Here is a 15,555-nt window from a genome sequence, read left to right on the forward strand (position 1 = left end):
ATATTGTAGGCCCCAAGGTAGCCCGGATGCTCAAGATAAACCGAGAAAACCTCAAATCCAGCCACCAGCTCACCTGGTTCATCATCGACTTTGTGATGCTGGGGCTGCTGATCCTCAATCTCGCGCTGATTATCTGGGACTCGATTTATAACTTCGTGGCCGTACAAAACCTTCTGAAAGACTACGCCCCGGTTATTCAGGAGCTTTACCACCCCATCCACGAACGCTTCATTTTCTACGACCTGATCTTCGTGTCGATCTTCCTGGGCGAGTTTGTCCTGCGCTGGGGTTACTCCATCAAGGCCCGGGTGTATGACCGCTGGTATTTCTATCCGTTCATCCACTGGTACGACCTGGTGGGGTGTATTCCGGTGGGCAGCCTGCGTTTTCTCCGGGTACTGCGGATTATTTCCATTATTTACCGGCTGCACCAGTACAAGATCATCGACTTCACCAGCACCCGCCTGTACCGGTTTGTCATCTTCTACTACGAAGCCTTTATGGAAGAGCTGTCTGACCGGATTGTGCTGAAGGTGCTGAGCGGCGTGCAGGATGAGGTGAAACGTGGTTCGCCCCTGTTCGAGCGTATCCAACACGACATTCTTTTCCCGCGGCGGGAAATGTTGTCTGACTGGCTGTCCGAAAGGGTCGCCCAGGCCGCGAAGCAGGGCTATATCCCCAATCGGGGTGCCCTGCGGGTTTACCTGGAAAACCGGGTAGACCATGCCCTGAAACAGAACCTGGAACTGTCACGCCTGAAGTACCTGCCGGTCGTGGGCCCGACCATCCAGGACACCCTGGAGAATGCGGTGGGTGACATCGTCGCCAACGTGGTGCACCAGATCCTGGATGACCTCGCCTCCTCCACCAACCATGCCTTTATTGAAGACATCGTTAACGTGTTCCTGCCGGAGCCCGGCGAAGGGCTGACCGAAGAGGGCGAGAAAGAGGCCTTGATCACCCTGATCCTGGAGGTGATCGACGCCATCAAGGACCAGGTACACGTAAAACACTGGCGGGAGAACCTGCCGTAACGGGATCCCTCACTGCCACCGGGCATTGGAATAGCTGAACACCGGCAGCGAAACCTGCCAGCGGATAGCACACATGCGCAGCAACAAGCCCAGGCTGAACGCCGCCAGCAGGGTAACGTCTTCATGGAACCCTTTGCGCACCAACACCAGATACACCAGCGCCACCACCAGCGACACGCTGGCATAGAGCTCATGGCGCAGCACCTGCGGCGTGCGGTTGCACATGATGTCACGCAGAATGCCACCAAAGATGCCGGTGGTAATGCCGGACATCACAATCACCGGGGTTTCATAACCCAGGCGCAGCGCCACATTGCAGCCAATCACCGTGAATGCCACCAGGCCGATCGCATCCAGCACCAGGAACAACTGGTGCAGGTGGCGCATAAACCGGGCAATAATGATTGTGGCCAGGCCACCGGTGATGGTGAGGTAGATATAGCTGGGATGCTGGGTCCAGGTAACCGGAAAGTTGCCCAACAGGATATCCCTGACCGTACCACCGCCCAGGGCGGTGAGAAAGGCAATAACCGCGACACCAAACAGATCCATATTGCGGCGCCCGGCGGCCAGGGCCCCGGACATGGCTTCAGCGGTGATAGCAATCAGATAGACAGAGGTCAGCACACAGAACTCCTGTGTAATCGTGGCCTCTCCCCCTGTCCCTGATACCTGAGAGTTTACAGGATGTACCCTGCTTGCCCCTTCGGTGGACTGCAACGGGGCAGTCACTCTCCAGTCGGCTGTTCATGATAGGTCGCAGTACATGGGCCTGAGCGTTTATGGGAGTTTGCGCCTTCGGCGGGGTGCGGCCGCACCCTCTCTCCTGCGAGGGGGCGGATTATATATCAATCCACACCACTTGCCACTCAATCAGGAAACAGCCATTCCGTTGATAGCAAGCCTGTATGGAAGTGATATAACCTTAGAGATTGATGAAATATAAGCGCTCACCTATCTTTACCGCCAGACAACCAAACCCGTTTCAACAGGAGCCTGCCAATGAAAACTGCTCACGACCTAGTAGAAGCCGCCCGCGCGGAGATTCGTGAAATTCCGCTGGACCAGGCCGACGACGCCATCAAGAAAGCGGACGTACTGCTGGATGTGCGCGAAGCAGACGAATACAACACCAGCCACATTCCCGGCGCCGTCAATGTGTCCCGTGGCATTCTGGAATTCAAGCTCACCAACGATCCGGCATTTGAAGACCGGGCCCTGAACCTGGTGATCTACTGCAAGAACAGCGGCCGATCAGCCCTGGCAGCCAGGGCCATGAAGGAAATGGGCTACATTCACGTTCAGTCCATTGCAGGTGGCATTGAAGCCTGGGAAGCAGCCGGCAAGCCGCTGGTAAAACCGGAACTGCCAAGCTTCGATTAAACCCGGGGGCAGATCAGTCTATAGAGGCAAGCAGCGCACGCACCATATGGTTCGCCTGCGCCTTGTCTCTGGCATCAAAGCTGAACACGGGCAGAACCAGCCCCTGTTCCGCCAAGTTGGCACGCAGAGATCGCAAGTCCGGCTTTGCCAGCAAGTCGGTTTTGGTCAGGCCAATGACAACGGGGGTGCCCGGCGCAATCTTTTCGATGGCGGCCAGCTTCTGGAACAGGCCTGCTGCCGGCAGCCGGTCGTTCGAGGCGGTTTTCGGATGTGGCGAAGGCATTTTCTGCTGGTCCGGAACGATCAACCCTGCGGCCTGGAATCCCCACAGAATACCCGATGCCTGTACCGGCTCTATGCCGGTCAGCCCGGCCACCTTTTGCAGGTCTCGATGGCCCTTGGCCAGCAGGCTCGCAACCCGAAGCGGCTCAATCAGATCCGGCGCGGTGCCAAGGTCCGGCCAGCACTTCATTCGTGAACCTTCCAGCGGGAACATCGGCAGGGCCTCGCCATGATGGATGCCGGCACGAATCATGAAAATATCCAGGCTTTCGGCATGGCCATTGGCAACCTGGCTGCCCACGGCCTCACGCAGCTGCCAGCCCGGCTGTCCCAACAATTGCTTGGCCTGAAGCATCACCTCAGACGACGCTGCATGGATGGTTCCAGTCGACGGGCAAATACCAAGCTCCACCCCGTCCAATGCCATCACCAGGTCACCCGTTTGCCGGCTAAGGGCCTGGGCCAGCACAATTAGCCCAGCCGTCCAGGATGTTACCGAAGCGAATACGCAGGCACTGTTGTTGCCCAGCACCCGGTCCAGGGTGGCCTGGCAGGCTTCGCTGAACTGGTCAACAACATTGGAATTTGCTTGTTTAACGGTAGCTTGCACAGGCCCAACCTATCACTTAGTTAAAACACATAGTTTCGACAAATCGAAACAGGTGACAGTGTTACGGCCTGAAAAGACAGGCAGATCAGTTATGTCGTAATAAGTTTCAGTTATTTTACGGAATTTTTCGTTTCAGCTTTTAAGCTTCTGGAGGTCAATGGGCGGCACCCCGAGGTCTTGCCATTTCTCGGGATGGCAGGTGAACAGCAGGATCTGGTGCCGGCTGGCAGCATCGAACAAGATACGTTTCATGTCTTCCAGCCGGTTCTGGTCGCTGTGCACCAGGGTGTCGTCCAGGAGAATCAGGGTGGGCCTTTGAGCTTCCCTCAACAGGTCGGCATAGGCCAGGCGGCTGATCAGCCCCATCTGTTCCCGGGCACCAAAACTCAGTTCGGCAATCTGGCCGAGCTCATTTCCCCGGTTGAAAGTTCCCGGCCGCAGGTGTTCGTCCACCTCCAGCGTTGCATTCGGAAACAGCAGCGACAGGTAATGGTTAAGATGTTTTTGCAATGGGGCCTGCAGGCGCCGGGTCAGCGCCTGGCGTTTGTCTGTCAGCAATGTGAGCAGCAAATCCAGTGCCCGGGCACGGCGATCCAGCTCCTGGTACCGGCGCTGGCACTGTTCCAGCTCTGCCTGCTTCTCGCTCAATTGCTCTTCCAGGCCTTCGGCACCCCAGGCCTCAAGCCGAACACGAATGTCCCGAAGTTCCCGTTGCCGGTCTTCCTGGGTTTGCTGCAAAGTCTGGATCGTGCGCTGAAAACGGTCGATATCCTGCCGCAGGATATCCGGCCGGGCCTCTCGGATTTGCTGCTCCCGCTTCGCCATGCTCTCGCGCAGGCTGACCTGTTGCTGTTCGATCCGGGCAAGCTCAGCCGTTAATCGGGTCAACTGTTGTTGGCGCTCGGGGCTGTTGGCCTCGTCTTCCAGCCGCTGCCATTCGGCCCTTGCGTTATCCCGGGCCTGCTTGCCGGTGAGCAGTTGAGCCTGATGGCTGCGGTCGCTGGCCTCGGCGTCATTCAAGCGCTTCTCGGCACTGGACAGGGCGCTTTCGGCCGCGGCCAGATCCAATACCTGAACGTCCTGATCCGATACGGGAGTGGTTTCCAGTTTTTCACGAACAGCTTTCAATTCTGCCTGCAGTTCCGCCAGCTCGGTTTCCAGTGGCTCCAGACCGGCCGGGGCAACCGAACGCAACAACTCGACGGCATGTTTACGTTTTTGCTCCGCTGCCTCCCAGGCGGAGGCACGGCTGTCTGCCTGCTCAACGGACGCCACAGCCATCGCCTGCAATTGCTCGTCCAGGGATTGTTCGAGCGTTTCGAGCTTGCGCCTGGTACTGGCCAGCTCCTCGCCGCCCGGGGCGATGCCCAGAGTGCCTACGCCCGGAATAACCAGCTGCGAGGCTTCCAGCAATTGCTGTTCGCCCTGCCCCTCCAGTTGCCGGTCGTCGAGGGTAATACTAGCGCCGGGCTGCAGCTGCCAGTTCAGGCGGGTGGCAACGGTGCCGGAACGGATGGTTTCGTCATTCAGTTCCCTGGCGGTTGTTTTCAGGCGGGCCACCGCGGCGGTATCAATGCGGTTTGCCTTTGCCTGCTCCCGGGCCTCGTCAACCTGTTGCTGGTATTCCCGGGCCCTGGCCAGGTTCTGGCTGAGGGCTTGCTGTCGCTGTTCAGACTGGCGCAGATCCTGCTCCAGCCGCTGCCGGATTTCCTGCTGGCGAGCAAGTTGCAGTTGTGACCGGGCATTTTCATAGGCAGCCCGGGCATCGTTCAGGGCGCCAGCCAGGGCAGCGGTCTGCTGCCCGGTTTGTTGCAGTTTGCGTTCGGCACTCTCCAGTTCTGCCTTGCGGGCGCTGCGCTGTTCGTCCAGCCGACTCAGGTGGCCGAGGTTCTGCTCCAGCAGCTCGCGGTTCTGAACCAGCTGCGCCAGGGTATTCTTTTCCTGTTCCTGCTGCTGTTCCAACTGCTCCACCTGCTGCAGCTGTTCACGGGCCTGGTCCAGTTGCCGCCGCGCTTCGTCCCAGGGCTTTTCCTGTTCGGTGCGATCAAACTCCTGCGACAACTGCCCGAGGCGATCCACCTGCCCCTGATACTGCTCAACCCGCAGCTGCAAATCGTCGACCTGTTGCTGCAGATCTTCCCGCTCTTTATCCAGTTTTTTGTAGTCACCCTTGGGCTGGCCGGTGGCCGTCAGCAACACGTCGCGCTTGCCTTTTACTTCTTCGATGATTGCATCGCCGCCGGTGCTGGCCACCTCGCCTACCAGGGCATTGAGGGCGGATTTCAGGTGATCGCCCGCGTGTTCAACAGCTTGCTCGATATCCTGCCCCGTGCCCTGCTCTACCCACAACAGGCCCGGAATACCCCAATGCTCCGCCTTGCTGGCGCCCCGCTTGGGATACTGGTAACCCAACAGCTCCGCCAGCTTTTCTTCTGCGTCGTCTTCGCTCCAGGTTTCGTTGCCGACCGACAAGTCACAGCGGGTGCGCTTCAGGAAACTTTTAACCAGGCGCCATTGGGCACCCTGATGCTCGAAGGCCAGTTCAACGGTGGGGGCTGCCGCAGAGTCACCCCAGGGGCGAAGGTCATCTACCGCCTGGGACCGATAACGTTCAAAGAACGCCGCCCGGATGGCCCGCACCAGGGTACTTTTGCCGGATTCGTTGGGGCCGTGGATCAGGTTCAGGCCGGGCTGAAGATGCTCAAGGGCAAAGGGTTGGCGGAACTGGCGCAGCTGTTCAACCTTCAGGCTCTGCAGTTTCATTGGCCTGCCTCCTGAGCCGGTGTTTTCAGCATGGAGGCCAGAATGGCCAGGGCATCCCGGGCGGCTTCGCCCTGCTCCCCGGCTTGCTGCTCCCGCAGGGTTTCGACCACCTCGCCAACGTAGCCGTCGGCTTTCAGGGCGGCAATATCATCGTCGGTAGGTGCCAGCTGAAGGTTACTGCGCTCGCAACGAATGCTGCGGAAACGGGCTTCGGCAACCGACAATCCGTGCAGCAGTTTTTCGTCGCCCGCCAGGGTGATCAGGCCATCCAGCCGAAGATCCACCACCGAGGATTCAGGCAGGTTTTGCAGGCGTTCCAGTAATTGGTCCAGGTCTGATTCCACAGAAAGGGTTTCCCGCCATTGATGCCACTGGTAACGACCGGTAGCTAACACCTGAACCTGCGGCAGCTCACCCGGCCCGGAAATATCGACAATCAGGGCATTACCGGCCTCGTTATCCCGGAACCGCTCCGGCTCCGGGGTACCGCTGTACCAGGTGCGTTCGTTGATTTCCTTGGTACCGTGCCAGTCTCCCAATGCCAGGTAATCCAGCTTGCTGGCTTGTACCCGATCCGGCGCAATAGGGTTGGTGGAATCGATTTCACCCGCCAGCAATCCCTGCACACTGCCGTGGGCGAGCCCCACCCGAACCAATCCTGCCGGAGTCTCGTAGCGGCCGAAAGCTTCTGTCAGATCGCCATAGGTATGACGCTGGGTCAGAGGTGCGTTCAGTATGGCGAGGCCTTCGGCAGCCAGTTCGATAACGCCCGGCACCAGCGCCAGGTGCACGTTATCCGGCACGGCACCCAACCGTTGAGCGCGGGTCCAGACACTTTCGGCGAGCGCCGCATCATGGTTACCCGGCAGCATCACCCAAGGGCCAGGGAATGCCTTGGTGGCATTGAACACCCGGCGAATAGTGCGATCAGATACCGTCTGGGCATCAAACACATCACCGGCCACCAGCACCGCCTGGCACTGAGATTCATTGGCAAGCCGGGCCAGCTTGTCTATGGCCTCGAACCGGGCTTCCACCAGCGCTGCACCGTCTTCGGTTTCAAAACGGCTGTAGGTACGCCCCATTTGCCAGTCGGCGGTGTGTAGAAATCTTGGCATTGCGTGCCCCTTCAAAATGTAGACTTTCGCTTAATCGCTTGCCGATTCTGGCGTGGGAGCCCGGCGGCTTCTGTACCATCCTAATCATGCTTGGGCTTCATGCAAGCAACCTTCACAGCTGACCCTGGCGAGGGTCTTAAATAAGGTTTGACAAGCACCCTACCCAGCTGTACTATGCGCACCTCGTTGATCGGGGACAGCCCCGAAGACAACAACCAGTTTTGATGCGGGGTGGAGCAGTCTGGTAGCTCGTCGGGCTCATAACCCGAAGGTCGTAGGTTCGAATCCTGCCCCCGCTACCATAAAAAAGAAAGGCAGATCAGTTACTTACTGGTCTGCCTTTTTTGCATCTGGGGCCGCCAAATTCCCCTGTGACGTATATGTGACATATATGTGCCAATCCTTGTGGCCCCCTATTTGGGTGGTTAGGTGAAATTGACCGTAAGTCCGCCACGCCGGGCACATCCTCGTTCACCGCAATGCTGGTCGCTTAGTCCGCCTTACCAGTCTTCACGTCCGCACTGGCACAGGAGGCGCCTCCCGCTGGGACCAGACCGCCTGCACCACGCCCGAGACGATGATCAACGCACCACCGGACATTTGCAGCAAGTTCAGGCTTTGGTCAAACAGCAGCCAACCCAGAATAATCACTGTAATCGGCTCCAGGTATGCGAGGGTGCCGTAGGTTGCCGCCGGCAATGCCTTTAACGCCACCACCGCCAGCATAATCGCCAGGAAGCCGGGCAGCACGCCGGCCGCCGCCAACCAGCCCCATTGCCCGGCCTGAATGGCCTCATCCTGCATGAGCATCAGCGGCAGCATGCAAAGCGCCCCGGCCAGCATCTGGTACCCGCTTCGGGTCAGTACATGCACCCGTTCGTGAATCAAGCGGTTGGTCAGGATAAACGCGGCGTAGCAGAGCATGGCGCACAGGGCATAAAACAGGCCTGCCGCCTCTTCCGCCCGGCCGGAGAGGTTAAAGTTGAATTCCATCATCATGGCAAAGCCGAACAGCGCCAAGGCGATCAAGGCTGCACCCAGGCCCGACAGCCGCTCCCCCATGAAAAAATGCGCCACTATCGACGCGGCAGCCGGGGCCAGGTACAGCAGCATCACGGCGTTCGCCATGCTGGTGTAATTCATGGCCATTACGTAGAACACCACAAAACCGGCCAGGTATGCCCCGGTCACCAGAACCTTGAAACCGGGCCAGGTGAATACCTTTGCTCGCTGTCCAGTCAGCAGGAGAAACGCGGCCATTAATGCCGCCCCTATAAACAAGCGATAGAAGGTAACAGTTTCCGCGCTGACACCGGCATACACCGAGATGGCGCCAATGGTGCCCATAAAAACTGCGGCAAACACGGCGGCAAGTATGTGCGAATTCATTTTACAAACACTCCCGGACGGGACGAAACGACCGCCGGTGCTCCGGCGTTGCACCTAACCGCTTCAGCGCTTCCAGATGCACGGGTGTGGGATAACCTTTGTGCTGGGCCAGTCCGTAGCCGGGATATTGCTGTTCCAGCATCTCCATTTCCCGGTCGCGGGTGACTTTGGCGAGGATAGACGCAGCGCTGATCGCCTCTACCCTGGCATCGCCCTTCACCACCGGCTCGGAGGGCCAGCGCCAATCCGGGCAACGGTTGCCGTCTACCAATACGTATTCAGGTTCGAGAGCCAGGCCCTCCACTGCACGGGTCATGGCCAGCATGGTGGCCTGGTAAATATTGATCTGGTCAATTTCCGCTGCCTCACACCGGCCCAGGCTCCAGGCAGCGGCCTTTTCGAGGATCTCGTCGTACAGCTTCAGGCGGCGCTTTTCGGTGAGCTTCTTGGAGTCCGCCAGGCCCTCAATCGGCCGTTCCGGGTCCAGTATCACGGCCGCAGTCACCACTGCACCAATCAGCGGGCCACGGCCCACTTCATCAACGCCGGCCAGTAACCGGCCCTTGTAGCTGCACTCAAACGGCGGAAGGTCTTTTGCGGCCATCAGCGCCGGCGCTCCATTAACTCGGAAATAGCGGTTGCTGCGCGTTCGTCCGCATTCTCGCGCAGGCTTTCGTGCAACTCGGTGAAGGCTTGCTGCAACTGCTCGCGCTCTTCGGTGTTTTCCATGCGCTCCAGCACGGCGGCGCCCAGGGCCTCCGGTGTGGCATCATCCTGCAGCAACTCCGGCACCAGGCCTTTTTGCGCCAGCAGGTTCGGCAGGGCCACCCAGGGCACCTTCACCAGACGGGACAGCAGTTTGTAGCTGAGATCACTCAACCGGTAACCCACCACCATGGGGCGTTTGAGCAGCATGGCTTCCAGGGTTGCCGTGCCGGATGCCAGCAACACCACATCGCTGGCGGCCATTACTTCCCGGGAACGACCGCGTACCAGGGTAACCGGCAGCTTCACTTCCAGCGCCTCGACCAGCCCCTCTACCTGCTTCTCCCGGTCCCGGTTGACGCAGGGAATCACCAGCTGGATGTCTGGACGGCGCTCCTGCAGCCAGCGGGAGGCCTCCAGAAACAGGGTACCAAGGCGCTCAACTTCCCCACCCCGGCTGCCCGGCAATACCGCCAGAACAGGCTGGTCGGGATTCAGGCCAAGTGCCTTACGGGCCGCGTCTGTGTCTGGCCGCATGGGAATGCGGTCTGCCAGCGGGTGCCCCACAAAGGCCACCGGCACATTGTGCTCTTCGTAGAAACGGGCTTCGAAGGGAAACAGGGTGAGCATCAGGTCGACAGACTTGGCAATCTTGAAGATTCGCTTCTGGCGCCAGGCCCAGACCGAGGGGCTTACATAATGAACCGAGGGAATACCGGCTTCCCGGCAGCGGCGTTCAATCGTCAGGGTGAAATCCGGGGAATCGATACCGATGACCACATCCGGCGGTGTGGTGAAGAAGTATTCCAGCAGGCGGGCACGGATACTGAACAGCTCGCGAATGCGTCCGAGCACTTCCACCAGCCCCATCACGGAAAGCCTTTCCATGGGTACCAGGGAGTGAAAGCCTTCGGCGATCATTTCGTCGCCGCCGATGCCCACAAAGCGGGCTTTCGGATAGCGTGTGCGCAACGAGCGAATCAGCCCGGCACCGAGGATATCCCCCGATGCCTCGCCGGCGATGATTGCAATGGTTACCTTGCGGGAGCTGACCTGCCCGGTTTCAGCGGTTGCCACCAGGGCCTCCTGGCTCAGCGAATGATGCCGCGATCCGCTCCCCGGAGCGAGTCAATCAGCGGGCGGACTTCCGGCACGTCATTGAAGGACTTCTCGAGTTCTTCAACCGCCTGCTCGGTGGTCAGGCCCTGACGGTAAACCACCTTGTAGGCGCGGCGCAGAGCCATCAGCACGTCTTTGCTGAAGCCACGACGCTTCAGGCCTTCCACATTCATGCCATGGGGCTGGGCAGACTGGCCAGACGCCATCACATAGGCGGGAATGTCTTTGAGTACGATGCTGCCGCCAGCCGCCATGCTGTGAGGGCCGATGTGGCAGAACTGGTGCACCATGGTGCCACCACCGAGAATAGCGTGGTCGCCTACGGAGACGTGGCCGGCCAGCGTGGCGCAGTTGGCCAGGATGGTGTTGTCGCCTACGATGCAATCATGGGCCACGTGCACATAGGCCATCAGCAGGTTGCCGCTGCCAATGCGGGTTTCACCCCGGTCCTGAACCGTGCCACGGTGAATCGTGCAGTTTTCACGGATAACATTGTTATCACCAATCACCAGCGTGGTGGGCTCGCCGGCGTATTTCTTGTCCTGGCACTCTTCCCCGATACTGGAAAACTGGAAAATACGGTTATTGCGACCGATTACCGTTGGGCCCTTGACCACCACGTGGGAGAGAATCTCGGTACCTTCGCCGATCTCCACACCGGGGCCGATGTAACTCCAGGGGCCTACGGTTACGTTGTCTGCCAGTTTGGCTGACGGGTCTACAATCGCCTGAGGATGGACACCCGACCAGTCATTTGTCGCCATCAAACTTCTCTCTCAGCGGTCATGATTTCTGCCACGCACACCACTTCGCCATCAACGAGTGCCCGGCAATTGAATTTCCAGATACCGCGCTTGGCGGAGACAAATTCAGCCTCCATATCCATGCGGTCTCCCGGCACCACGGGGCGCTTGAAGCGCGCTTTGCTGGAGCCAGCCAAATATTGTATCACGCCATCAGAGGGTTTCCGTTCTACGGTCACAAAACCGAGAATGCCCGCCAACTGGGCCATAGCTTCGATAATCAGCACGCCAGGCATGATCGGGTTATCCGGGAAGTGCCCGGTAAAGAACGGCTCGTTGAAGGAGATGTTCTTGTAGCCCTTGATCGACTTCCCTTTCTCCACATCGGTAACCCGGTCTACCAGCAGAAACGGGTATCTGTGTGGCAGGTACTCAAGAATCTCATCAATCTTCATCTGCATGTTGATCGGCCTCAGCCCTCTGATTTCTTTTCCAGTTCTTTTATGCGCCGGGCCAGGCTGTCCAGTTGCCTGAAACGCACGGCGTTCTTGCGCCAGTTCCGGTTGGTGTCGGCGCTGGTGCCGGAAGAATACACGCCCGGCTCGCGGATATCACCCGTTACCAGCGTCATGCCGGTAAGATGCACCTGATCCCCGATCTCCAGGTGCCCTGCCACCCCGGAGGCGCCACCAAACACACAGTGTTTGCCGATGCGGGTACTGCCGGCGATACCGACCATGGCGGCCATGGCGCTGTGATCACCGATATGAACGTTGTGGGCGATCTGGATCAGGTTATCCAGCTTCACGCCGTTGCCAATGACTGTGCTGTCGAGCGCGCCACGGTCGATGGTGGTGTTGGCGCCCACTTCCACATCATCACCCAGCACCACGCCGCCGAGCTGGGCAATGCGGTGCCACTGGCCCCGCTCGTTGGCAAAGCCGAAACCGTCTGAACCGATCACCGCACCGCTGAGGATATGGCAACGCTGCCCCACTACAATGTCGTGAGCCAGGGTAACCCGGGGGCGGATAATGGTGTGGTCTCCGATGCGGGTGCGTGCGCCGATGACGGTGCCGGCACCTATTACAACGTGGGCTCCAAGATGCACACCGGCTTCGATGACCGCGTGAGGGCCTACACTGGCAGTGCTGTCTATGCTGGCGCTCTCATCTACCACAGCGGTGGGATGAACACCGGCTGATGCCACCGGCGCAGGGTCAAACCAGTGACTGAGGCGAGCATAGCCCATGTACGGGTTGTCCAGTAACAGGACATTGGTAGGGCAATCATCCGCTGCTGCGGGTGAGAGGATAACCGCACCGGCCCGGGTGTCTTGCAGGTATTTGCCGTAGGCCGGATTGGCCAGAAAGCTGATCTGATCCGGGCCGGCCGCCTGCAAGGTGGCCAGGCCGCTGACCATGATATCGGGGTCTCCCCGGAGACTGGCTCCCAACGCATCGGCTATTTCCTGGAGCCGATAGGACTTCTGTGACATTGCCTTCTCCAAACACCGGGGCGGGGAGCCCCTTGTTCTTTACTTGTTCAGTTTGTCCAGCAGCTGGGACGTCAGATTCATTTCCGGCTTCACGTACACCACCGCTTCGCTGGGCAGGATCAGGTCCAGATCATGCTCTTCCAGCAGTTCTTTGACAGCCACGTCTACTTCCGGGCGGGCATTTTCAAGGAACTGCTGCTTGCGCTGGTTAACCGTGGCATCAAGGCGTTGCTTGAGGAAGTTGAACTCCTGCACCTTCTCCTGGAATTCACCCGCCACCTTGTTACGCTCGCTTTCATTCATCATCGAACCGTCTTTTTCCAGGCGGTCTTTCAGCTTGCGGGCTTCTTCCTGGGCCTGGCGGACCTTTTCTTCATCTCCGGCAAAGTCCCGCTGCAGCTGCTGGCTGAAGGTCTGGGCATCATCCGAGGAAAACAGGGCCTGGCGCAGATCCACCACACCAATGCGGGTTTCTGCAGCTGCCTGGGCAGAAAAGGCCAGCAAGGCGGCACCAATCAAAGCAGTCACACGGTTCATCATCAATCTCCTTTGTTTCATCCTTTATTTTTTATAGTGGCGTCAGAACGTCTGGCCCAGCGAGAACTGGAATACCTGGGTATCGTCACCTGCCTTGTCATTAAGCGGCTTGGCCAGGCTGAATGCAAGCGGGCCCACGGCCGTGATCCACTGGAAGCTGACACCCGCGGCGGTGCGCACTTCTGTCAGTTCCGGATCAAACCCGCGCTCGGTGTCGAACACCTGCCCGGCATCCAGGAAGAACGAAGTTCTCATGGAGCGGGAATCCCCGGCGAACGGCGTCGGGAAGATCAGCTCAAGGCCTGCTTCGGTGAGCAGGTTGCCGCCGAATGGATCTTCATCGGAATAGTCGTTTTTTGCATTCTCGGCCAGGTTACCCAGCGAGTTCGCACGGTAACCGCGCACCGAGCCATAACCACCTGAGTAGAAATGCTCGAAGAACGGCATCTGGGTGCGGTCACCATAACCGTCCCCGTATCCGATTTCTGTTCGGGCTCTCACAATCCAGTCCTGTGCATCAGTCACCGGGAAGTAGAAGTCGGTACGGTGTGAAGCCTTGTAGAAGGTCAGGTCACTGCCCGGCACCGCCACATCCAGCGACAGCGAATGGCTGTAACCATCGGTTGGCAACACGCCCCGGTTGAGGGTGCTGCGGCGCCAGTTACCAAACAGGAAGTAGTTGGTAAAGGAGTCGCCTTCCTCCGCCACGAAGTCACGGACTTCCTGGGCAGAGAACACCCCGGGCTTGATATCGGAACGAGTAATGCCGGCACCAAAGCTCAAGCGGGTGATAGAATCTGTCGGATAACCGAAGGTCAGGCGCCCGCCGTATTCATCCAGCAGGTAGGAGGAGATATCCTCTTCCTCGTAGTCGGTTTCCCGGGCGAACAGGCTGAAGCCACGGCTTACGCCATCGACGGTGAAGTACGGGTCCAAGTAGGAAACATTGGCGCTCTTGACCGAGTCACTCACGTTTACACCGAACGACACCCGTTTGCCGCTGCCGAAGAAATTGTTTTCAGACACCGAGGCACCAAGGATCACACCGGAGTTCTGGGAGAAACCCACAGACGCCGACAGGCTGCCGGTCGGCTGTTCCTGCACGCTGTAGTTCACATCCACCAGGTCATCGGTGCCGGGTACCGGGACGGTTTCCACATCCACCGTCTGGAAGAAGCCGAGGCGCTCAAGGCGGGTCTTGGAAAACTCGATGCGGTCAGACGATGCCACGCCACCTTCCATCTGGGTCATTTCCTGGCGCAGCACTTCGTCCTTGGTGGATACGTTGCCTTCGAAATTGACCCGGCGCACGTAGGCCCGCTTGCCCGGCTCGATGAAGAAGGTCACCGCGGCGGTATTGTCCTCGCCCGGTTCCGGCACGGCGTTCACGTTGGCAAAGGCATAGCCCTCACGCCCAAGGCGGAACGACAGGGCTTCGGAAATGGCGGTCATCTGGGCCCGGGAGAACACATCGCCCTCTTTAACCGGGATCAGCTTGCGCAATTCCTCTTCTTCAACAATCAGGTTACCGCGCAGGCGGATGTCAGAGATGGTGTACTGGGGGCCTTCATTCAGGGCGATGGCGATAAACACCTGCTTCTTGTCCGGTGAAATGGACACCTGGCTGGATTCGACGCTGAAATCCAGGTAACCGCGGTTCAGGTAGAACGACCGCAGAGATTCCAAATCACCACTCAGGCGTTCCCGGGCGTACTTGTCTTTGTTGGTCAGTGAATTCCACCAGCTGCTGGTGCGCAGCTCGAACAGGTCGATCAGCTCTTCGTCGCTGAAATCCTTGTTGCCGATGATGTTGATGTGCTGGATGGCGGCTACCGAGCCTTCGTTGATATCCAGGCGCACCGCTACCCGGTTGCGGGGCAACTCTTCTGCGGTCGCCTTGACCCGGGCGTTGTATCGGCCCTGGGCAATGTAGGAGCGCAGAATTTCCAGCTCCAGGCGCTCCAGCGTAGCCCGGCGGAACACCTGCCCTTCTTCCAGGCCCGCCCCGGCCAGGGCATCCATCAGCATATCGGTTTCGATGTTCTTGTTGCCTTCGATCTCGATCGAGGAAATCGATGGCCGCTCCTTCACCGTCAGAATCAGCACGCCACCATCACGGCTGGCCTGGATATCGGTAAACAATCCGGTGCCGAACAGATCCTTGATGGCGCCCGCCAGGCGGGTTTCGTCAATCTGCTCACCAATATTGACCGGGAATCCGGCAAATACGGAACCGGCGGATACCCGCTGCAGGCCTTCTACCTCGATGTCCGCAACCGTAAATTCATCCGCCAGCGCTGGCTTCATACCGGTTGCGGTAATGGCGAGGCCAACGGCTACAGCTAGAAGGGAACGTCTCATTCAGTTTTATCGC

Annotated in this window: 14 protein-coding genes, 1 tRNA gene and 2 riboswitches; of the genes, 3 read left to right on the top strand and 12 right to left on the bottom strand. The window is 58.9% G+C overall.

Annotated features, from left to right (window positions below):
• Positions 1-26 precede the first annotated feature (26 nt).
• Complete coding sequence (locus tag LWH94_RS10330) at positions 27-1,034, top strand: hypothetical protein (RefSeq protein WP_094625563.1); 1,008 nt, start codon at positions 27-29, stop codon at positions 1,032-1,034.
• 9 nt (positions 1,035-1,043) lie between these two features.
• On the opposite strand, the gene LWH94_RS10335 is transcribed toward LWH94_RS10330, so the two are convergent.
• Positions 1,044-1,661, bottom strand: a complete 618-nt coding sequence (locus LWH94_RS10335) for a trimeric intracellular cation channel family protein (RefSeq protein ID WP_058340172.1) — start codon at positions 1,659-1,661, stop codon at positions 1,044-1,046.
• A gap of 22 nt (positions 1,662-1,683) precedes the next feature.
• A riboswitch (glycine riboswitch) is annotated at positions 1,684-1,783 on the bottom strand.
• 1 nt (position 1,784) lies between these two features.
• A riboswitch (glycine riboswitch) is annotated at positions 1,785-1,873 on the bottom strand.
• A 163-nt stretch (positions 1,874-2,036) separates the two neighbouring features.
• Between LWH94_RS10335 and LWH94_RS10340 the strand changes: the two genes are divergently transcribed.
• Positions 2,037-2,417, top strand: coding sequence for a rhodanese-like domain-containing protein (locus LWH94_RS10340; protein WP_022988734.1), 381 nt, complete (start codon positions 2,037-2,039; stop codon positions 2,415-2,417).
• A gap of 13 nt (positions 2,418-2,430) precedes the next feature.
• Here the strand turns inward: LWH94_RS10340 and LWH94_RS10345 are convergent, their stop codons facing one another.
• From LWH94_RS10345 to LWH94_RS10355, 3 genes are all read right to left on the bottom strand, one after another.
• Positions 2,431-3,309, bottom strand: a complete 879-nt coding sequence (locus tag LWH94_RS10345; protein ID WP_232902159.1) for a hypothetical protein — start codon at positions 3,307-3,309, stop codon at positions 2,431-2,433.
• 132 nt (positions 3,310-3,441) lie between these two features.
• Positions 3,442-6,072, bottom strand: a complete 2,631-nt coding sequence (locus tag LWH94_RS10350; RefSeq protein WP_232902160.1) for an AAA family ATPase — start codon at positions 6,070-6,072, stop codon at positions 3,442-3,444.
• Entirely contained in the window at positions 6,069-7,190 is a 1,122-nt protein-coding gene (locus LWH94_RS10355; protein ID WP_232902161.1) for a metallophosphoesterase family protein, read from the bottom strand. The genes LWH94_RS10350 and LWH94_RS10355 overlap by 4 nt, the downstream gene beginning before the upstream one ends.
• 225 nt (positions 7,191-7,415) lie before the next feature.
• Between LWH94_RS10355 and LWH94_RS10360 the strand changes: the two genes are divergently transcribed.
• Positions 7,416-7,492 (top strand) — tRNA-Met (locus LWH94_RS10360).
• Between the two features lie 208 nt (positions 7,493-7,700).
• Here LWH94_RS10360 and LWH94_RS10365 read toward each other — a convergent pair.
• The 8 genes from LWH94_RS10365 to bamA are packed head-to-tail and all read right to left on the bottom strand — an operon-like array spanning position 7,701 to position 15,542.
• Positions 7,701-8,579: a DMT family transporter gene (locus LWH94_RS10365; RefSeq protein ID WP_232902162.1), complete on the bottom strand. Its 879-nt coding sequence runs from the start codon at positions 8,577-8,579 to the stop codon at positions 7,701-7,703.
• Between the two features lies 1 nt (position 8,580).
• Entirely contained in the window at positions 8,581-9,183 is a 603-nt protein-coding gene (gene rnhB / locus LWH94_RS10370; protein ID WP_232902163.1) for a ribonuclease HII, read from the bottom strand.
• Positions 9,183-10,361 carry a lipid-A-disaccharide synthase gene (gene lpxB / locus LWH94_RS10375; protein WP_232902164.1) on the bottom strand — a complete coding sequence of 393 codons (1,179 nt, stop codon included), beginning with the start codon at positions 10,359-10,361 and terminating at the stop codon, positions 9,183-9,185. Before lpxB ends, rnhB begins: the two co-directional genes overlap by 1 nt.
• Before the next feature lie 14 nt (positions 10,362-10,375).
• Complete coding sequence (gene lpxA / locus LWH94_RS10380; RefSeq protein ID WP_199456920.1) at positions 10,376-11,167, bottom strand: acyl-ACP--UDP-N-acetylglucosamine O-acyltransferase; 792 nt, start codon at positions 11,165-11,167, stop codon at positions 10,376-10,378.
• The gene (gene fabZ / locus LWH94_RS10385) at positions 11,167-11,601 is read right to left on the bottom strand and encodes a 3-hydroxyacyl-ACP dehydratase FabZ (protein WP_201785316.1); all 435 of its coding nucleotides are present in this window, start codon (positions 11,599-11,601) and stop codon (positions 11,167-11,169) included. Before fabZ ends, lpxA begins: the two co-directional genes overlap by 1 nt.
• A gap of 17 nt (positions 11,602-11,618) precedes the next feature.
• Entirely contained in the window at positions 11,619-12,644 is a 1,026-nt protein-coding gene (lpxD, locus tag LWH94_RS10390) for a UDP-3-O-(3-hydroxymyristoyl)glucosamine N-acyltransferase (RefSeq protein ID WP_232902165.1), read from the bottom strand.
• Between the two features lie 39 nt (positions 12,645-12,683).
• Positions 12,684-13,181 carry an OmpH family outer membrane protein gene (locus LWH94_RS10395; protein ID WP_058340184.1) on the bottom strand — a complete coding sequence of 166 codons (498 nt, stop codon included), beginning with the start codon at positions 13,179-13,181 and terminating at the stop codon, positions 12,684-12,686.
• Between the two features lie 42 nt (positions 13,182-13,223).
• Positions 13,224-15,542, bottom strand: a complete 2,319-nt coding sequence (bamA, locus tag LWH94_RS10400; RefSeq protein WP_232902166.1) for an outer membrane protein assembly factor BamA — start codon at positions 15,540-15,542, stop codon at positions 13,224-13,226.
• Between the last annotated feature and the right edge of the window lie 13 nt (positions 15,543-15,555).

This window comes from Marinobacter sp. G11 (assembly GCF_021282325.1).
In the GTDB taxonomy this organism is placed as follows: Bacteria; Pseudomonadota; Gammaproteobacteria; order Pseudomonadales; family Oleiphilaceae; genus Marinobacter; species Marinobacter vinifirmus.